The 20586-nt window shown below is 45.1% G+C and carries 16 protein-coding genes; 8 read left to right on the top strand and 8 right to left on the bottom strand.

What is annotated here, in order from left to right:
• Positions 1–108 precede the first annotated feature (108 nt).
• From L4D05_RS14195 to L4D05_RS14225, 7 genes are all read right to left on the bottom strand, one after another.
• On the bottom strand, positions 109–2001 hold the full coding sequence (locus tag L4D05_RS14195) for a cellulose-binding domain-containing protein (protein WP_428794407.1): 1893 nt from the start codon (positions 1999–2001) through the stop codon (positions 109–111).
• Between the two features lie 91 nt (positions 2002–2092).
• Entirely contained in the window at positions 2093–2791 is a 699-nt protein-coding gene (locus L4D05_RS14200) for an Lcl C-terminal domain-containing protein (RefSeq protein WP_428794408.1), read from the bottom strand.
• Positions 2788–4227 carry an ethylbenzene dehydrogenase-related protein gene (locus tag L4D05_RS14205; RefSeq protein ID WP_428754409.1) on the bottom strand — a complete coding sequence of 480 codons (1440 nt, stop codon included), beginning with the start codon at positions 4225–4227 and terminating at the stop codon, positions 2788–2790. The genes L4D05_RS14200 and L4D05_RS14205 overlap by 4 nt, the downstream gene beginning before the upstream one ends.
• Before the next feature lie 488 nt (positions 4228–4715).
• Positions 4716–5345 (bottom strand): heme-binding beta-barrel domain-containing protein, encoded by a 630-nt coding sequence (locus L4D05_RS14210; protein WP_428754408.1) that lies wholly within the window; start codon positions 5343–5345, stop codon positions 4716–4718.
• Between the two features lie 457 nt (positions 5346–5802).
• A complete protein-coding gene (gene nagA / locus L4D05_RS14215; RefSeq protein ID WP_428794409.1) occupies positions 5803–6942 on the bottom strand; it encodes an N-acetylglucosamine-6-phosphate deacetylase in 1140 nt (379 codons plus the stop codon).
• 86 nt (positions 6943–7028) lie between these two features.
• Positions 7029–7889, bottom strand: a complete 861-nt coding sequence (locus L4D05_RS14220) for an N-acetylmannosamine kinase (RefSeq protein WP_428754406.1) — start codon at positions 7887–7889, stop codon at positions 7029–7031.
• Positions 7889–8572, bottom strand: a complete 684-nt coding sequence (locus L4D05_RS14225) for an N-acetylmannosamine-6-phosphate 2-epimerase (protein WP_428754418.1) — start codon at positions 8570–8572, stop codon at positions 7889–7891. The genes L4D05_RS14220 and L4D05_RS14225 overlap by 1 nt, the downstream gene beginning before the upstream one ends.
• A 252-nt stretch (positions 8573–8824) precedes the next feature.
• Here L4D05_RS14225 and L4D05_RS14230 point away from each other — a divergent pair, with 252 nt between their 5' ends.
• The 8 genes from L4D05_RS14230 (at position 8825) to L4D05_RS14265 (ending at position 18190) form a co-directional block, all read left to right on the top strand.
• Positions 8825–9790: a sialic acid TRAP transporter substrate-binding protein SiaP gene (locus tag L4D05_RS14230; RefSeq protein WP_265673834.1), complete on the top strand. Its 966-nt coding sequence runs from the start codon at positions 8825–8827 to the stop codon at positions 9788–9790.
• A gap of 73 nt (positions 9791–9863) precedes the next feature.
• A complete protein-coding gene (locus tag L4D05_RS14235) occupies positions 9864–10385 on the top strand; it encodes a TRAP transporter small permease (RefSeq protein WP_265673835.1) in 522 nt (173 codons plus the stop codon).
• A gap of 8 nt (positions 10386–10393) precedes the next feature.
• A complete protein-coding gene (locus L4D05_RS14240; RefSeq protein ID WP_265673836.1) occupies positions 10394–11677 on the top strand; it encodes a TRAP transporter large permease in 1284 nt (427 codons plus the stop codon).
• 150 nt (positions 11678–11827) lie between these two features.
• Positions 11828–12718, top strand: a complete 891-nt coding sequence (locus tag L4D05_RS14245) for a dihydrodipicolinate synthase family protein (protein WP_428794410.1) — start codon at positions 11828–11830, stop codon at positions 12716–12718.
• Between the two features lie 220 nt (positions 12719–12938).
• Positions 12939–13775, top strand: coding sequence for a MurR/RpiR family transcriptional regulator (locus tag L4D05_RS14250; RefSeq protein WP_428794411.1), 837 nt, complete (start codon positions 12939–12941; stop codon positions 13773–13775).
• A 238-nt stretch (positions 13776–14013) separates the two neighbouring features.
• Positions 14014–15192 carry an N-acetylneuraminate epimerase gene (locus L4D05_RS14255; RefSeq protein ID WP_428794412.1) on the top strand — a complete coding sequence of 393 codons (1179 nt, stop codon included), beginning with the start codon at positions 14014–14016 and terminating at the stop codon, positions 15190–15192.
• A gap of 9 nt (positions 15193–15201) precedes the next feature.
• Positions 15202–16290 (top strand): YjhT family mutarotase, encoded by a 1089-nt coding sequence (locus tag L4D05_RS14260; RefSeq protein ID WP_428794413.1) that lies wholly within the window; start codon positions 15202–15204, stop codon positions 16288–16290.
• A 115-nt stretch (positions 16291–16405) separates the two neighbouring features.
• Positions 16406–18190 (top strand): exo-alpha-sialidase, encoded by a 1785-nt coding sequence (locus tag L4D05_RS14265; RefSeq protein ID WP_428794414.1) that lies wholly within the window; start codon positions 16406–16408, stop codon positions 18188–18190.
• A gap of 165 nt (positions 18191–18355) precedes the next feature.
• On the opposite strand, the gene rnb is transcribed toward L4D05_RS14265, so the two are convergent.
• Positions 18356–20380, bottom strand: coding sequence for an exoribonuclease II (rnb, locus tag L4D05_RS14270; protein WP_428794415.1), 2025 nt, complete (start codon positions 20378–20380; stop codon positions 18356–18358).
• Between the last annotated feature and the right edge of the window lie 206 nt (positions 20381–20586).

Here is a 20586-nt window from a genome sequence, read left to right on the forward strand (position 1 = left end):
CTTTTTAGTTTGTGAGTTGAAGAAAACAGATTCACAGTAAAAGAATAATAAGGCCCCTAACCAATAAAGACCCATCAACGAATGCATCTGATGGGTCTTACGCCTATTTTATTGGCAAACTGTACTCCAGCTGTTGTCGCTGCCGGGTATGGTTTGAGTCCAGTATTTGGCTTGGTAGACACTGCCTTGATAAACCATTTTATCACCACTGCTTGCGTGACTCGGGTTGCCTTGCCAGTCTAGTTGTGGCCAATTTGGATAGATATTAATACCGGTAACGTCGCAAGTACCACCTCCGTTTCCACCACCACTACCGCCACCATTTCCCCCACCAGTATTGCCATCGACTTCACCCGTCACTTTAAGCGTGACAGAAGAGAAGCTTGAGTAACCTTTTAACATGACAAAGTAAGTATCGGACGTTGGAGTAGTGTATTGACATGACTCTGAGTTACCGCTTTTATAAGGGCGGCAATCATAGCGAGTTGAGCTGGCTTTTTGACCCGGGTTAACATAAAGATCGACGTCGCCAGAACCGCCACTGGTAGAAATAGACAGGTTTTTGGTTCCTGCTGGCACTGGGATAGAGAAGTGAATCTCCGCAGACGATGAACCCGCTAGCCCAGACTTGGTTTCGCCGATGGCTATTTCCTTGGATGTTGGGGGATCAACTGGGCCGCCATTACCAGAATCTATAATGCTGAGTCCGTTGTTTGCTTTGCTTAGAACAAGGGAGTCTCCTATTTCACTGGCTGACCACCACTGAATACTTCCGGGCAGCATTAATGGGTCGAGGTCTCGCTGTGATTTCGTTAGTGTCTCTGCGCTTGAGCTAAATTGTGCGGTGCGAACCGTGAGTTTTTCTTGCGTGACACTGATAACTTTAAACTGCTGGATGCTGGCTAGATCGATTGTCCAACTTTTAGGATCATTGGCGGAACGAGCAGGTGCACCCCAACTACCTTCACCAACATAGACTGTCCCACCCGTTGTCGTGCTAGTAAAGCCACTGCCTGAAGGCTTGAGCGCTTGTGTGATTTTATTGATATGAGTGTCAGACTCAACCACAAGGTTAATCCCATGATTGTAGAAAAGCTGTGCCCACCAACTCACCAGAATTGTGTTGTCTGACTTTCCAGTGTAATGGGGATACATGGGTTTGTGGTACTGCGCCATTCTCCATTTTGCTGAGCTGGCATTTGTCGATAAGTCTTGTGAAAGCCACTGGTTCATGCTGTTGGCATAGCTAGACCAGCCACTATTTTTAAATTGACTATTGAGCGTGTAGACCCGTAGCAATGGCGAGATATTAAATGCGCCGAACGTGTCTTTGGCATCACAGTGATTATCACTATTATAATCTACGCCAAATACCTGACATAACGTGTTGTAATTGCGATCTTCGTGATTACCATGAGTGGCAATAAATGGGTAGATGCGTTTGTAAGCCGTGCCTTCGATAACATCATTTGAAAAGGTTAGCTGCCAATCCAACAAATACTCAGACATTTCGCTAGCGGTGTTGGCATTGGTGTAATCGCCACCATGCATAATAAACAGAGGTCTTATTTTGGCAACGAGCTGGTTGCCTTTGCGTCTTGTCGTCCAACCTGTTCGAGTGTCTCCTCCCGCTATCGCCGTATAAGGGCTGTTATCGGTAGGGGCGGTTTTGAACCACAACCTTTCACCACAGCCACTGCTTGAACAGACACGATAGTAAACGGGAGAGTTGGCGGGCAGTGAAGATAGGGTGACAAATTCGCTTTTTAGCGTGTTGTCGAAGGTTGTAGAGGTATGAGGAGACTTTGACTGCCAATTCTGTTCATTGGGCGAAAATCCATAAGTAACATAGTACTCGGCGTTGGTGGTGGGTGTGTAGCCAATTGTGGCTTCAAATTGAGGGGAGTTATCCCAAATGAGTCGGTGGTAGATCGCCTCCGCGTTGGCTGAGGAGGAGAGGGTGAATATGATAATAGTAGCAAGGTAAAATAGACCCTTCATTGTCGTTTCCTTATTGTTTTTAGCTAACTGAGCGTGTTGGTTGTTTAGGTGAATAGTTATTAGTTATTAGTGAACAGTTAATAGGTGATCGCTAATCGGTGATCGTTAAGTGCGAGATATCGTCAGAGACTAATATGACGAAAGCCGCATTTTGGTATGGCAGTCGTAAGTCGTTATTATTAAAGAAGTTGACGCTTCTCGCACCTTTGCCATGGCGGGAATAAATAGCGTCTAGCTTTGGTTCCTTAGTTGCACTCCAGTAATCCCCAGATAGGATGAAAGGAAAGAAATCAGTATCGATCGTTGCCGTTCCTATTCTATGGCGGGAGGTCCTAATGGAATTGAGTTCGTGATAGGTAGGGAGTCGCCATCGTGTCGCGCCACATAATTGTTCGTTATTGGTGGCATCGACTAAATCTTGGGTATCACATTGCTGTCCAACTAAGTGGCAATCCCCCTTATTGGGTGCACCTTGTATTTTGCTTGTCCCTTTCGGTATTTGTGTGCTTTTTAGGTCGGACTCAAATGGATTGGAATTGATTAACCATGAGTAGGTCCAATTAGCATGATGCACTCCTTCATCATCGGTTTTTTTCTCCCAAAGTAGCTTAGTCTTTTGGTCATAAATGCATGACCAAGGCCCTTGCCAAGGCGAGACAAATAAACCGTTGAGTGAGATTTTAGAATATCGAGTTGATGCGGGTTCGCTAGGTCGTTGATGGGGAAATACGAATAGTCCTATTACGACGAAGACGAATAATAACAGTGAGCTTAAGATTCGAAGTTTCATAGCGGAAGCACCAATTGTATTGGTTTTTGGTGCCGAGTATGGCCGATCTGACTTTGATCAAACGCAGCAACCCACATGCACACCGTACCGTGGAAGGGAAGATCGGTTTGAGAGCCTGTTTGTTTTTTCCGCGCCATTTCTAACGACCATACTCCGTCGTTCCAAGTCGCGAATGCACGAACATCGCCACGATCGCCTTCAAACTGATTGGATTGCAAAATGACGGATGGTAGGAGTGTGCCTTCGGGGTAGTGGTCGTTTTGTGGTGTGTAAGGTTCGCTGCCAAACCATGTGAGGGATTGTGCTGAAGAAAAGGAAGCGGTAGGCAGCCTTTTGGGTATGATGTGCTCAGTTTGGAACCATTGCCAGTTCATCGTGTATCCGCCGCTCTCTTTTGCATCGCTGTAGTAGCCTGCGGTGTATCGCTTTTGTCCCGGCCTTGGCGCTAATGCAGGACCGATATAGCTATCATCGGCTTGAACCATAGGATTGGTTCTGACGGCTTTCCAGTGCCACAGATCTTTTAGATTTCCGCTTGTATAGTGATAGCCTTTGCCATGCCAGTTGGCTGGTGCATGATCCAAAGGTTTTGGTCCTAGCTTGACACTTCCATCGCCCCCATATTCGCATGATTGAGAGAACATGACGGCAAACTTGTCTTCGTAAAATCTCGACTCTTCAAAGGTATCGAATTGGCTTTGCTTTACCTTCCAACGGCCATTTGTTTTCACTAGCGGGAGGTGTTCAAGGCTGTGAGATGGGTCTTGCCAAGTAAAATAAAAAATCAGCTCTTCAGAGTTGTAGGCGGCTTGGACGCTAATTTCTGTTTGACCATTTTGGAAATTGTCGCCGCCGGTGGTCTGAACTTTCAAAATGGGTGAGTTATCCCAAAAAGTCTCAGACTTCACGCCATCGACAACAAATAAAGATTGATTGTTGATTTCCAAAGCGTTGAGTTTATAGAAGGGTGGTTGGAAAAATAGGGTGTAGAAAAGTAACAGCGAAAGGACAATGATACTGGTGGTAAAGCTAAGGAGACGAAGCGTAAGCCCGCGAGTAGGCGTGGGGAGTAGCCAATGAACGCTGTTTTTTCCTAGCTGAATAACATAGACCCAACTATGTAGTACTAAGTAGCTGATAATGCCAATAGCGGAGTATAAATGTAGGCGTGAGGTTTGGATTAGAGCTGTGTCAAGGTAGTGGAGCCAACCGGACAAAATGGTTAGGAGCAAAACCGTGATGCCATAATATCGTGTGAGTCGATGGTAGCGACTGGGTGTATGAGTATCACGACGACGATGTTGGTAACTTCTCCATTTGAAAGTCGCGTAGACAGCGGACAATATTGATAAGCATGAGGCTGAAAGAAAGTGCCACGTGTAGACATCTCCTTGAAGCAGAACAGGGGATAAAAATTGCCATTGTTCTTCCGTCATGAGTGTAAATCTAATACCACTTGTTAGGCTTATTAGGATGCACAGCACCGTGACTAAATGGAGGCATCTGATGACTTGCTTGGATGGTAGCCAGAAATGGGTGTTCATGCGCCGGACTCTTGAAAAATTTCATGAACTATAGGTAGTGGTTAGGCTGTTGTAGGTTTTAGTTACAATAAGGGGAGGGGAATTGCCAAACTTTGCGACGTATTTCGAAGTTTTAATGCGATCTCTATGCGGCGAAAGTTGGGTAAATTGAGGGGTAAGCTGCTTTTGTGTGGATCTTTTAGAATTGAACGGATACTAATGGGTAGACGGGTCGTAGAGGAAGAGGTAGCGAGGAAAGGGTAAGTGCTATATGGCTTTGTTTTTTGGGCTAGATTAAATACAAAGTCCCTCTTTGCAAGGGACTTTGGGAATATATCAATTCAATGGTCTATACGTTAAAACGTATAATACGTACCTGAGTAGGTCTGAATTAATAAGGACTAGTCTTTTACACGCTCTAATACAGACGCATCAGTATGAGCAAATACACCACTGTAGATTTTTAGCATAGTAGATTGAGAGTAAGTGAGTTTGTCACCCTCAATATTTAGATTCATTGTAAAGTCAGTCGTACTTGCATTTTCAGTCATAAAATTAGACTCAGCAACACCACGACCTGACATCTTTAATGTCATGTTATTTCCGGCAGGGCCTTCTGCTGTTACACACGTTGTTCTTGGTACACAGAAAGAGTTGTAAACAATTTGGTTTTCTTGGTCGTAAATAAAATAACCGCGTTGGTCATGGAATTTAGAATCGTCTTTTTTTCTGAATACTTCTTGCTTGTAATAAAGGGCAACAAGTGTTTGTTTGCTAGCGTTCACAGCGTCAGCGGCCACTTCGAATGTCATGACTTCATAAAATGGAGTCACAGCTGGAGCGCCTTTACCCTGTGGTGTGCCAGCTTGAGCAGGAGACATATCAACACCGCCTGTTTCTGCTGTTTTCCAAGTACCGACGAGTTGAGCTAGTGGGCCAAAGTCTAAACCGTTAATCACATTGTGAGCGGCGTACGATGACATAGGCGTTAATGCTAAAGATGTTAAGGCTAAAGTTGTTGCTAATTTCATTTTTACTTCCTGTATGTTTTATTTACTTCGTTGTTATGCCGGTATAATAGATTGTTAATTTGCTTTAGAAATTAATCGAAATCAATTTATTTTTAAAAGAACAATAAAAAATGAAAATATACATTAGGAAATGTTGCGGGATGTAAGTGTTATTGTGAAATGTATTTGCCTGAAATATGGTGCTAGTGATGTTTATTTGTGTTGATTATAGGCTGCTGTGATTGGATTACAGTAAATAACTGATATAACTAACATTAACGAGTGGTGACGCGAACGCGTTACTGAATGTATCGTTTTACTTATGTGGGTGTTATGCCTGATTTCAGATAATAAGTGAAAGGTCAAACCTGAGCACTTGGGATAAAAAATAGGCCATATTTTCATAGGGGGAAAAGTATGGCCTAAGCGGCTTAATGTGCAGAGCTAGCGTTAATTAAAGAGCTCTGCAAGCTGAAGGTTAAGTAAAGAGTTTCCCGTCAACGATGACGGCTTCGGTTTGGTAGTGTTGATCTAGGATAGTTGCTGCAGCGATATACTCAGGCTTAAGGTAGCCAAGAGTTTGTTCACTTTGTAATGCGTGAGCTGGGTAGGTTGATGCCATCTTGAATACTTCGCACTCATCAATACCCCAACTAATGGCATAGGCGACGGACTGGTCCATGCCAATATGAGCCCCAGCCAAACTGCCATTGGCATTGACTAGCTGATTATCAACAACCCGAATTACTTCGTCATTTAGGACAAAATAGTCGTCGCTACTACCCACCGTTGCCATGGCATCCGTCACTATTACTAACTTTCCTTTTGGTTTTATTCGCTGCGCTAATTTCACACTCGTTGGATCGACATGAATACCATCGGTAATGATTGAGCACCAAGCGTGGTCTGTCATTAGTGCACTGCCGACCACTCCAGGCTCGCGGCCAGTAAAAGGAGACATGGCGTTGTAGAGGTGAGTAAAGCCATTGATATAAGATAATGTGTCTGGATTTAATTGGCTTTGAGTCGCGTTGCTGTGCCCACACGATATAATAATGCCTTGCTGGGATAGCCACTCTATGGCTTCGTGGTTGACCTCTTCTGGTGCCAATGTGATGAGCACCTTGCCATGAGTTGGCCAAGTCAGCGCTTTTAATGACGAGACGCTAGGGTCATAGAAGTGGTGGCTGTCATGAGCGCCTTTTTTGTTGGGGCTCAGCCATGGGCCTTCTAAATGAACGCCTATCACACCGGTAATATTGGCATTCAGTGCGTCTTCGGTAGCGATTAAGGCTTGATTGATTTTATCTTGGCTGTCACTGATGAGGGTGGGTAATAAATACGCAGTGCCATGTTTTCGGTGAGCGTCACAAATGGTGCGAATACCGTCCGCGTCAGTGTCCTGATTGAACATGACCCCGCCACCCCCGTTGACTTGAAGGTCGATAAATCCCGGGGTGACCGTTGAATTCGGGTAGTGACTAATCTGCGCATGGCTAGGGACAGAGGCGTTAGGTACGATACCAATAATGCGCTGGTTCTCCCAAAGTAAGGCAGAATCCAAGTGCATGGTTTCGCCATCAAAAATGCGGTGAGCGGAAATAGCGTGTAGTGTCATACGGAATCCTTGTCTCTTGCTAATATTGCGTCTGGTCGGCATTCTACTCATTGACAGTATGGTATGTGTCAGCGAAATTGTATGTTCTAGTCAAAAAGCGCAGCAGCGCCCAGTAAGCAGGCGTCATGGTTGCCTTTTGCTTTGGTGATAGTGACTTGAAAGACCGCGGGTTTGTTTGCTATGTAGCGCCTTATCCTTTCAATATATCCATCGGCAAGGCCAACGCCACCACCAATGACGATAATATCTAAGTCTAGGCTGGCTTTTAAATTGCTGCATACGGTGGCAATGGCTTGCGCGCTACTGTCAATAATAGCGTTAGCTTGTGTGTCGTGGTGAGCTCGTTGGAATAATTCAACATTAGTGATACAAGCCGATATTTGTTGGCGAGCCACCTTTTGTATTGCGGTGCCGGAGGCTAGGGCTTCAACACAGCCTTGTAGACCACATCCACATAAAGGCCCGTTTGGGTCAACAACCATATGACCAATATGTCCCGCGAAATTGTTGTGGCCTCGATGGAGCTTTCCATCGATGATGAGTCCACCGCCAACACCAGTCGATACTGTGAGGTATGCCATATTGTTAGCGCCATGACCAATATGTAAATATTCATACCAAGCGGCGGCTTGCGCGTCGTTTAGCATGAGCGTTGGTTTATTGGTCGCTTTTTCCAGTGCTTGCTGAAGGGGAAATGGGGTAGGGAAGGCGAGTGTATCGGGGTTGATGGCGCTGATACCTTGCTCGGTGACTAGGCCTGTTGTCGACACGCCGATTTTATCCACCTGGTTAAGCCACGTTTGGCAGTGTTCGAGAATGTAGCCAGCAAACTGCTCTGCTGAAAGCGCACGGGTGGTAGGAATCTGTATTCGTTCGTCAAGTTGCCCGTCTTTAATCAATCCCAGAGCAATCTTTGTGCCCCCAATATCTATAGCAAGGGTGTTCATTAGTGTACCTCGGCAGCGCGCGTAGCTTGATTAAACCAACCAGTCACGACTTCTAGTCTTGTGAGGGCAGAACCAACGGTGACTGCCGTGGCGCCGCATTCAATGGCCTTGGCGGCGAGTTCTGGTGTGTTATATCGACCTTCCGCCATTGTAAAGAATCCCGCCTGCGAAAACTGTCTAACAAGTTCAAAATCTGGCTCAGTAGGTTCGACGTCACCGACATAACCCGATAGGGTAGAACCAATGATTTCAACACCATGTTCATGAGCCCAGCGCCCATCTTCAAAGCAGGCGCTATCTGCCATCGCAAAGCAGCCCGATTTTTTGATAGTAGCGATAATGGATTCTCTGCTTTCTGGTCTTGGTCTGTCGGTGGAGTCAAAGGCAATAATGGTCGCGCCAGCCTCGGCCAATGCGGTCACATCACTGCAGTATGGCGTGATTCTTATCGAGCTATCGACTAGGTCTCGCTTCACAATTCCAATGATTGGTATACCCACGTGAGCCGAAACCGCTTTAACATTACGGACACTTTCAATTCTTAACGCTCGAGCCCCTGCTTGTTCGGCGGCTTGAGCCATCGCCACCACAATCTCGGTTTTAGCAAGCGGGCTGCCATCTACAGGTTGTATAGAAACGACAGTCTGTCCGTTAAGAATTCCTTTTAAATCATTGATGTTAATCGCTTTATCTCTCACGGTGGACCTCTCAAATCAAGTGTTACTACAAAAAAATGTAAATGGACAAGGGCACTAGATGAGTACTTTGAATGTTATCTGGTTCGAATATCTGCCCGTGATCACATTTTGTTAAATCTAGGTTTGAAAATAATCTTCACCGCTATGATAATCCATAACGAAGATTTTTTTCAAACAAAATAAAATTTTTTTTTGAAAGTGGTGAAATCAGGTAGAAAATAAATATAAGGGAACAATATGAAAGCCATGAACAAAATTACCATCGCGATGCTGACACTCGGATTTGCAGTTTCAGCACAAGCAGCAACAACACTAAAAATGGGTATGCAGGCGTCGGTTGGATCGGTTGAGTACACGTCAGCTAAATTGCTTGCCGATACCATTGAAGAGCTTAGTGATGGTGAATTGAAACTATCACTTTTTCCAAGCGCACAGCTTGGTGATGACCGAGCAATGTTGCAACAGTTAAGCATGGGCGATTTGGACATTACTTATGCAGAGTTTGGGCGAATGGGTCTTTGGATCCCACGAGCTGAAGCTGTTACGTTGCCTTACGTCGCTAAGGATTACGAGCATCTGCGCCGTATGTTTGAATCGGACTTTGGACAAGGCATCCGTGAGGAAATGCTGACTAAATTTAACTGGCGTGCTTTGGACACATGGTACAACGGTACTCGTGAAACCACATCAAACCGACCATTGGAATCGATCAGTGATTTTAAAGGATTGAAACTTCGTGTTCCAAATGCCAAACCAAACTTGAATTACGCGAAGCTGTCTGGCGCCTCTCCAACACCCATGGCGTTCTCTGAAGTGTATTTGGCACTGCAAACCAATGCGGTAGATGGTCAAGAGAACCCACTTCCAACAATTAAAACGATGAAGTTTTACGAGGTTCAAAAGAACCTAGCCATCACTAATCATATTGTTAACGATCAAATGGTGATCATTTCAGATACGACATGGCAGAAGTTGTCTGATGCAGAGCGTAATGTTGTCACTGAAGCCGTAGCAAAAGCGGGGGCTGCGCATACGGCTTCAGTGAAACAACAAGAAGCTGAATTGGTCGCTTTCTTTGAATCTGAAGGGGTTAACGTCACTTACCCTGATTTGGCACCATTCCGTCAAGCAATGGAGCCACTGTATTCAGAGTTTGAAGCAAAAATTGGTCAGCCGATTGTGAAAAAATTAGCCGGAATGTAAGGACTAAGCCTAAACAATAGGTCGCGATTTACTTTGGTTGTAAACAAGCTTGGCTGGCCATTAGGGGCCAGCCTTGGAGCTAAAAATGTTACGTAAGATTATTGATAATATAGAAGAAATTATAACGGTTCCTCTAATGGCGGTGTTGCTGGCAGTGTTGACGTGGCAAATAGGCACACGATGGCTGTTAAATGACCCATCCCTTTGGAGCGAAGAGTTAGCAAGGCTGCTCTTTATGTATATGTCGTTAATTGGTTGCGCATTGGCAATCAAAAGCGGGTCACACGTCAAAATCACATTTTTCTCGGATAAGCTTTCCTACAATACTCGCTTTGTACTGGCTTTCACTCTGGAACTGGCGGTTTTAGCTTCTATTTTCGCCATCGTCTACCTTGGTTATCAACACGTGCAACGTACCGCATTTTTTGAACTGATTACATTGGAAATATCCAGTAAATGGATGAACTACAGCTTGCCAGTGGGTGGGGCGTTTATGGTGGTTCGCCAAGTGGAAAAAATGGTTCAGCTCGTAAAGGATTTTCGTCGCAACGACGAAGTAGAGTGTGAGCAGAGCTCGCAAACAATGGCTAGGTAGGATTCGATATGGCAGGTTCAATTTTTGGCTGGTTAGCCCTTCTTTTTGCAGGGATGCCAGTAGGCTTCTCACTCATTTTTGTCGCGCTGGTATTTTTGCTATTGACACAAAGTACCGGTATTAACTTCGCTGCTCAGCAAATGCTGGGGGGTATCAATAACTTTACCTTACTTTCTGTTCCGTTCTTTGTATTAACTGGGCACCTAATGAACAGTGCTGGTATTACAGAGCGAATTTTTAATTTCGCCAAATCTATGGTTGGCCACATTACGGGCAGCTTAGGGCATGTCAATATCATGGCAAGCCTGCTGTTTTCTGGAATGTCTGGTTCGGCTTTGGCCGACGCGGGTGGTCTTGGGCAGTTAGAAATTAAGTCGATGAGAGATGCAAAATACGACGACGATTTTGCTGGTGGACTTACGGCGGCATCATGCATTATTGGTCCCCTGGTGCCACCATCGGTTCCGTTAGTTATTTACGGTGTCGTGTCTAATACGTCCATTGGCGCATTGTTTCTCGCAGGTGCAATACCGGGTTTAATGTGCGCGGCATCGCTCATGATTATGAGCTATGTCATTTGTAAGAAACGCGGCTATATGACGCTACCTCGTGCATCTCGCCGAGACCAGTTTAAGTCACTTAAAGAAGCGTTTTTGTCGCTATTAACCCCCGTCATTATTATCGGCGGTATTTTCTCTGGTAAGTTCACACCAACAGAAGCGGCGGTTGTATCCTCTTTATATGCGCTATTTTTGGGTACGGTGGTATATCGTCAATTAACACTTTCTAGTTTTGTACATATTTTAAAAGAAACGGTTAACACCACAGCGGTAGTGGCTCTAATGGTGATGGGTGTAACGGTGTTTGGGTGGATTGTTGCGCGTGAACAATTGCCACAGATGATGGCCGATTATTTCCTGACCATTAGTGATAACCCTCTGGTTCTATTGCTACTTATCAACTTACTCTTGCTGTTTTTGGGTACGTTTATTGAGTCGCTGGCACTGTTGCTGTTATTGGTTCCGTTTTTAGTACCCGTTGCGGCCGCGGTAGGCATTGACCCGGTGCATTTCGGTGTCATGGCTATTTTGAATTTAATGATTGGTATTTTGACACCGCCGATGGGGATGGCGTTGTACGTCGTTTCTAAAGTCGGTGACATTCCATTCCACACGTTAACAAGAGGCGTTATTCCATTGTTGGTGCCTTTGTTTATTGTGTTGGCGCTGATTGCGGTGTTCCCTCAATTTACGTTGTTCCTACCAGAACTTATGTTGGGATACGGGCAGTAGCCAAGTAATGAGCCATTTGAGCATTAGGTTATTCAAGTGAGTATCACGCTAGTGCTTAAAAAGAAACGAGACCAACTTATAAGATGGAATAGGGACCTCTGTTCCATCGATATGACCAGAATATATAGATGTTATTTTTAAGGGATGAAGATGAAAAAATTGTCAGGCTTAATTGCTGCACCTCATACGCCGTTTGATTCTGCAAATCGCGTTAATCTTGGGGCGATTGATCAGATAGCGGCACACCTTATTGAACAGGGCGTTACTGGCGCATACATTTGTGGAACAACAGGTGAAGGGATCCACTGCTCGGTCGAAGAGCGAAAAACCATTGCCAAGCGCTGGGAGAAAGCGGCGGATGGTAAGTTAGATCTAATTGTACATACCGGGGCGTTGAGCATTGTTGATACATTAGAATTGACTCGCCATGCCGACACGCTTGATATCCTAGCGACATCTGCCATTGGTCCCTGCTTTTTTAAGCCGGGTAATGTAGAAGATTTGGTTGAATATTGTGCTCAAGTTGCGGCGGCTGCACCGTCGAAGGGCTTCTATTATTATCATTCTGGAATGTCTGGGGTGAATGTCGATTTGGAGCAGTTCCTTATTCAAGGTAACGATCGCATTCCTAATCTGTCCGGCGCTAAGTTTAATCATAGCGACCTTTATGAGTATCAACGTTGCGTTCGGGTAGCTGATGGGAAATTTGACGTACCGTTTGGTGTTGATGAGTTCTTGCCTGCAGGCCTAGCAGTTGGGGCAGTGAGTGCGGTGGGTAGCACCTATAACTACGCAGCGCCTCTATATTTAGAGATCATTGAAGCGTTTAATCGTGGTGATCAAGCGCAGGTTAGCGCTCTAATGGATAAGGTTATCGCCATTATTCGGGTATTAGTTGAGTACGGTGGTGTGGCTGCAGGTAAAGCGGCGATGGCGTTACATGATATTGATGTTGGTGATTCTCGTTCGCCTATTCGCGCTTTAACGACAACACAGAAAGCCGATGTTATAGCAAAAATGCGAGATGCTGATTTCTTATAAAACCCGTTTTCTAAGAATTTAAGTCTGTAATGAGCGATACAAAGAGGGGCATCGTTTCACGGGAAATCCCCTTTTTGTATGGTTTCTAACCATTAAATTGCAGCTTTATTTGTTGAATCTACTAATTTACTGCTTAAATACTTAGGGCTATGTCATTGTTTTCCTGAGTCTGTTATTTTTACGCTAGCAGAAGCTATGCCAACATGAGAAAGAGGCTATTGTGAATTCGCCTAAAAACCTTTTAGTCAGGATGCGCTCTAATATTGAGCCGTTGAGTAAAAAATTAAGAATCGTCGCTGATTACATTATAGAAAATGCGCATGACGTGCAGTTTCAAACAATCACCGATCTTGCCAAGAATACTCAAACCAGTGAAGCGACAGTAGTCCGGCTGTGTCGTGATATGGGGTACAAAGGGTATTCAGACTTTCGTATGGCGCTTGCGATAGATTTAAGCCAAACCGCGACGCGCAATGCACCCATCGTTGATGGAGACGTATGTGATGTGTCTGCTCAAAACGCGGTAGCAAGTTTACAAGATACCGCCAAGCTTATAGATAGAAAATCATTAGACCGAATCTGTGCGCTTGTTCATGAAGCCAGTTTTATTAGCTGCGTTGGGGTTGGAGCGTCGAGTATTGTAGGGCGCTATTTATCTTTCCGATTACTAAGGATTGGTAAAAAAGTCACCATGTATGAAGATACTCATCTTGCAGCGATGAACGCCGTTCGCTGTAGTGAGGGCGACTTATGGATATCGGTATCCAGTTCTGGATCGACAAAAGAAGTGGTCCATGCTGCCACACAAGCTTACAAACGCAATATTCCTGTGATCGCTTTAACGAATATTAGTCATAGCCCATTATCGGCTATTTCGAGCGAAATGTTGGTTGCCGCAAGGCCAGAGGGCCCCTTGACTGGCGGGGCTTTTGCGTCAAAAGTGGGCGCGCTGTTACTGGTGGATGTGCTAGTCAATAAGCTGCTTGAAACCTACCCTGAATACTCAGAATCCGTACAAGAAACTGCGGAAGTGGTTATGCCTCTAATGACGAGTTAGTACTCTGATTATCTAGTTTAATAAGCTCGCTTCGGCGGGCTTTTCTTTTATGTGCCGCTTGGTTTGCATCTTCACCTCGAAAATTATTGCTATTCTCAATAAAGATTATTTTTTTGTTAATTTGATCTTGTAAAAATTATTTTTTTTGATCAATACTGTGTATGAAAGTTAAACAAATGACGTTCACGTTGGCTGGAGCGTTCTTGGCATCATGGTATAGATAAAAGGAATAATTAGAATGGACAATCTCACTAAACGCCGTACCCGAATCCCGGCTCTTGCGACTTCAATCCTTGGTAGTCTCACACTTTTATGTAGCGCATCGCTATATGCCAACCAACAATGGCCGGATCTGCCGGTTGGTTTTAAAAGTGGCGTCGGTGTCCAGGTTGACAACAAGCTTTACGTTGGACTTGGCTCAGCAGGTAAAGGGTTCTATATGCTTGACCTTGATAATGTAACGCAAGGCTGGAGAGAACAAGCGACGTTTACCGGCCCTTCTCGTAGTGGTGCAACCGCGACAGTCGTTGATAACAACATTTATATTTTTGGTGGCTCAGGAAAGCAAAGTGCTAACGATGCTGCTCCTGTTTTGTTTGATACGGTGTACCGCTATGACATTAAGAGCAATGAGTGGTCGCAGGTTGAGACGGAAACACCAGTAGGTTTATTAGGAGCGGCGTCTTATTCTCCCGATGGGAAGCAGGTGCTGTTTTTTGGCGGCTACAACAAGGGTTACTTTGACCAATATCTTTCAGAGATTAATGCAACCGATAAGGAAACGCAGCCTAAAAAATGGCAGAAAATTGTTGATGATTACATGGGAATGAAGCCACTAGATTATAAATGGAATCAGAATGTGTTGAGCTACTCTCCTCAAACTGGCCGTTGGGATGATTTAGGGGCTTCACCATTTATCCCTAATTGTGGCTCTGCCATTGTAACGAAAGGGCCAATGGCAACGTTGATTAGCGGTGAAATTAAACCAGGGCTGAGAACGGCTGAGGTGAAGCAATTCCGGTTTGGTGCGGCGCAACCATGGGTAAGTTTGCATGATCTTCCTCAACCTACTGGCCAGAGTGTGCAAGAAGGAGTAGCAGGGGCATACGCAGGTGAAAGTAATGGTGTCATGATTGTGGCTGGCGGGGCCAACTTTCATGGTGCGAAAGGCGCTTTTGAGCAAGGTAACATGTTTGCCCATAACGGATTTGGCAAAGCATTTAACCGAGAAACCTACGTGCTCTCTGATGGGCTTTGGTCACAATCGACAAGTTTACCGCATGGGCTAGCTTATGGGGCGTCATTTACCACGGAAAACGGGGTTCTCATTATTGGCGGGGAAGATCAACAACGTGAGGCTCGTAAAGAAGTGTACTTACTGTCTTGGGATGGTAAATCGGTTCAAGTGACGAATTAGGAGCGCATCATGACTCTGTCAATAACCGCTTATCCTGATTTTCCCATCGCTATAAAAAATGGTGTCGCGGCGCGTGTTGGTCAGCGAGTCTTTGCTGGGCTAGGAAGTGCTGGAACGCAACTTTTTTATTTAGATTTAGAGACGTTGCATCAAGGCTGGCAGCCGTTGCCCACCTTTCCTGCTTCAGAGCGAAACGACGCAGTTATGGTGGCGACCGAGCACCGTATCTGGGTATTTTCTGGTGCTGGATTAGCCGAAAACAGCCTTACAACTCAAGTGCTGACGGATGGATATTATTTAGAGGTTGGTGCATCCGTTGCCTTTGAAGAAAGTCAGTGGCTTAGAGTGTCTTCAGATACCCCTGTTGGATTGCTAGGTGCCAATGCCTGTGAGATTAGTCCTGACAAAATCGCATTTTTTGGCGGCTATAACAAACCGTTGTTTGACGATTTTGTTCGGCGTTTGTCTTTAATCGATCCGCAGGAAGATCCAGTTAAACATCAAGCGACGTTAGTCGAATATATGTCAATGGCACCAGAAGATTACCAATGGAATCAGGATGTGTGGTTGTTCGATTGCCAAACTCAAACGTGGCAAGTCTTAATGAAAAATCCATACCCCGCTAATTGTGGTGCCAGTTTGATTCATGATGGGCATAAGGTGGTTTTGATTGAAGGTGAAGTGAAACCAGGATTACGCAGTACTCAAGTTAAACAGTTCACGTTCCATCCTCGCCATCCAGTCGTTAGCCATTTATTGCCCTGTATTCAGCAGTCGTTTCCCAAACATGAAGGTGTAGCGGGTGCTTTTTCCGGACTAACAACTTCTGGGTATTTAGTGGCGGGTGGCGCTTACTTTATTGGTAGTCAACAAAGAGCGAAAGAGAAGCAGTGGTATACCCATCAGGGGTTAACCAAGACCTATTGCGACGATGTGTGGTTATTTTCTGCTAGGCAATGGCAGCGCATAGGCCGGTTGCCCCGTGCATGTGCATACGGGATGAGTGTCTCGACAGATCTGGGTATGTTAGTTATCGGGGGAGAAGACGGTAAGGGGCATGCGTCGACGCAATGTGCGCTTTTGCAAGTCGTTATGTAAGTCGAGAGCTATCGCCAACAATATTTAAACGATAAACACTTTGTGAGTATCCTCTCTGGATACTCGATGTCTGTGGTGGTGCGTGTCGTTTTCTGTATCAACAAGGAGAAAGACAGTGCAAGAATTTATAAAGTCAATAAAAGGGATGACGGATTTGATGAAAGTGGCGTGGCTGGCATCGTTGCTGTTTACGCTATTACTAATGACGTCACCAGCGAATGCTATCGCCCCAAATATTCGAGATGTGGTGGTTTTTAAAGGGGGAGAAGGAGGCAGCAGCCACTTTAGAATACCATCAATGATCGTCGCTGCTGATGGTTCACTCGTGGCGTTTGCCGAAGGTCGCGGTACATCTGGGGATCCGGGCAATGGCGTAGCGACCAGTATAAAAAGCCGACGTTCAGTGGATAACGGGCAAACATGGTCCGCTTATCAAGCGATCCATGAAGTGTCTGGTCAGGCGTTTTCTGATCCTAGACCTATTTTAGATTCCACTTCAGGGCGGTTGTTTGTTTTTTATACGCAGTGGGATATCGATTGCGCTCAAAATGGCAACTGCGTGCCGTTTGATGACCCCAACCATAAATTGCTTTATCGCGTGAGTGATGATCATGGTCAGACGTGGTCTGCCGCAACGGATGTGTTGGACCAAGTTCGCGATGTGAACTGGTTTGCTAACGGAGATGCGGCTATTAATGGTAGAGCAACATGGTCACTAACACCGGCATCGAGTGTCATTACCCAAGCAAACAGTAACGGTTGGGAGTTAGGGTGGCAGTCAAGAGTGGCAAATGGCTCTTGTAACGTTCAATACTACGGTAACGGTACCACGCGATTTTTGGTTGATTTAGTCGTGAACGAGGACAAGTCAGTCAAAGCGGTGTTGTACGCGAATGGTCAAAATCTCGAGTACCCGTTAGGTTTCGATATTGGTGGTTACCATGATTATCGTATTACTGGCGATGGAACTCATGCGAGTTTCTATGTCGATGGTACGTTAATTGCCAGCCAATGGGCTGGACAATCACACAGATCGAAAACAGTCACGTGGGGGAATGGCTGTTCTTCCACGCAAGGAAGTTCAGCGTATAAATCGGTTTCGTTCACTGTGGCGAATGTATTACAGGGTGATTTTAATGCCAGTTTAATGCGACGTGAAAATGGCAATGTGGTTAATCATCCAGGTGAGCAGGGATGGACTAAAACAGGCGCAAGCGGTGGGAAAGGTGATCCTGGATGGAAGAGCATTAACGCCGGCCCAGGTCAAGGTATTCAATTGGCATCAGGTCGATTAATTTTCCCTGCTATTGTTCTTGATGCTTTCTCCCATCTGTCGGTCGTCTCTATATATAGTGATGACCATGGCACAACTTGGCACGCCGGCCAGCAAACCCCGACCTATGCTCAAGAGCCAAGTGAGGCAGATATGGTGCAGCTCAATGATGGACGGTTGCTCATGTCTGCTCGTAACGATGGTGTCACTGGGACGGGTAACTTTAATCGTTACCACTATATTAGCGAAGACGATGGGGTAAGTTGGGTTGAAGTTACAGAAACGCGCAATTCAGTAAATGGTTCGATTTTTTTCAAATTGGATCAAGTGGATATCGGCTTGGCTCGTTACGGCGACAATCGAGTGCTCATGTCAGGGCCGCAAGGAAACGGTGCAATCAGTTCTGATAGAAACGATCTGGCAATATGGAGTGCAGTAGATAACGGCAGCGGTGTTTACGATTTCACGCAGCGTACTCAATTTAGAGATGGCTATAGTGCCTATTCAGATATTGTCGTATTGCAAGATTTAGGTGTGAATGGTGATGAAACCCTAGGGGTCATTTATGAAGCCGCATCCAGTACGGAAATTCGAGTGATGATTATTGATGTCAATGTCGTCAACTAATTAACGAACAGTCAAGTGATAAGCCAGAAAGTTACAAATCAATAAATTACAAGCCAATAAAAAGCCAGTAGGATTCTACTGGCTTTCTTTCTATATAGAGAAATTAATGAACATGGTAGACAAACTAATGAACATGTCTGCTATGACCGAGTTATGCGTGAAGCGTTACTTCTCTGATGGAGCGTTTTGTTCTGGCGCGTTTACGTCATTGCTTGGCGCGGGCTCAGCAAACACTTCAACTGGTTTTGCGACAATGCTACGTGTTTCTAAATTCACATCTGACAGCACGACTTTGAGTGTGTCGCCTAGTCGGTAAACGAGGTTTTTATCGATCGACACGGTGCCATTTTCGTTATTACTTACAATACGTTCTTTGTTATTCACAATGAGCGAGTTTGGAATAAATACCGCTGCGCCATTTTCTGTTAAACGGGCACGCATGCCAGCGCGGTTAATATCGAATATTTCCGCAGTGAACTCGGTGCCATTTTTAGGTTCATTGACCAACGTACGTGCATAGAGCCAATCACCCACTGTACGTTCCGCCATTCTATGGTGCTTACGGTGGATTGCCAGTTCATCACCTAATACATCATCAGGCTTTTGGGTTGGCTCAGATTGAGTGATATGTGCTTTAAGAAGACGGTGGTTGACCATATCGCCGTATTTACGGATTGGTGATGTCCAAGTTGCGTAGACATCAAGTCCCATCGCGTAGTGAGGAAGTGGCTCATTACCCACTTCGCTATAGGCTTGGTACTTGCGAACGCGGTTATCCAAATAACTTGAGTCTAATCCGCCCAAATCACGACGTAATGCAGCAAAACCTTCTAATGAAGTGATTTGCTCATCGGTGTAGATAGGCTCTTCGTTTACTGGATTAACCAACTCGAGTACGTCTTTAATTTTCTCCGCTTTAAAACCTGCGTGAGTATTGAAGACGCCAAAGCCAAACGCTTCTTTTAACGTACGACCCGCACAAATATTAGCAGTGATCATGGCTTCTTCAACAAGGCGGTTAGCACAACGTCGTGAGTCAGCGTGAATAGCGATAACATCATTATCTTCGCTCAATTCAAAGCGGTAATCTGGGCGGTCAGGGAAAACCACTGCGTTATTTTCACGCCATGCTGCGCGAGCTAAAGAGAAGTCGTAGAGGTCACGGACAACCGTCGCGATTTCGTTAGTTGGTTGCCAAGTATCACTTGAGCCAGTCTCTAACCAATCGGATACGTGTTGGTAAGCCAATCTTGCATGAGACTTCATGGTTGCCGCAAAGAATTTGATGTCATCTTGAATAACGCCATCTTTATCTACGGTGACTGAGCAGCAAAGTGCTGGGCGCAGTTCATTTTCAATCAGTGAGCAGACATCGTCAGCGAGATCGCGAGGAAGCATTGGAATATTGCGACCTGGCAGGTAGATGGTGTAGCCACGTTGGCGAGCCACAACGTCCATTTCATCTTCAGGTGTAATATAAGCAGTAGGATCAGCGATGGCGATGGTGACTTCAAAGTCGCCATTGTCTTTTTTCTTCGCATACAGCGCGTCATCCATGTCTTTGGTAGACTCACCATCAATGGTAACAAATGGCATGGCAGTAAGATCAGTACGCTCTAATGCTGAGTCGTCTTTGATTTCCCAAGACTCTAGACCAGTAGGTTCACTGTTAGGTAAGTCATTTTGCGCTAACGTGACCCACCAAGGCGCAATTTTGTCGTCACCATCGGTAATCTTCTTAGAAATTTCAACCAAGAAACCACTGTCCCCATTTAGAGGGTGGTTGATAACGTGTGCGACAACCCAGTCACCGTCGTTAAGGTCATCGGCTTTGATGCCTTTTTGCGTTTTCGCTTTCAGTGATAGCTTTTTAAGGGCAGGGTGGTCAGGCGTGACATTGAGACGGCCTTTAAAGCGTTTTACTCGTCCAATAAAACGAGTGACACCTTGCTCTACCAGTTCCTGTGGTTCTGCTAATTCACGATCATTTTCAGTTCGGATAATAGCCACGACTTTATCACCATGCATACATTTCTTCATTTGCGGTGGTGGAATAAAGAAACTGGTTTTAGCATCAACTTCTAAAAAGCCAAAACCTTTCTCGGTTGCCTTGATTGTGCCTTCTTTTTTAGGAAGGTTCTCTTGAATCTGCTGTTTGAGTTGAGCGAGTAGCGGGTTATCTTGAAACATGTATCTACTTCTTAGCAATGAAAGTGCCAACACTATACCCAAAGGCTAGGTTAATGCCTAGTTGAAACTCAAGGGTGAAAGCGCAGTAATATAAGAGGGAAGCGCTTAAAAAGTTGCCAATTCGATTGCACATTACTCAATAATGACGATGTATGAAGAAAATTGTGATGTATTTCAATTTTTTCTGGCTTTTTTTGTGCATTTAG

The sequence above is a fragment of the Vibrio nomapromontoriensis genome, assembly GCF_050337205.1.
GTDB lineage: Bacteria > Pseudomonadota > Gammaproteobacteria > Enterobacterales > Vibrionaceae > Vibrio > Vibrio nomapromontoriensis.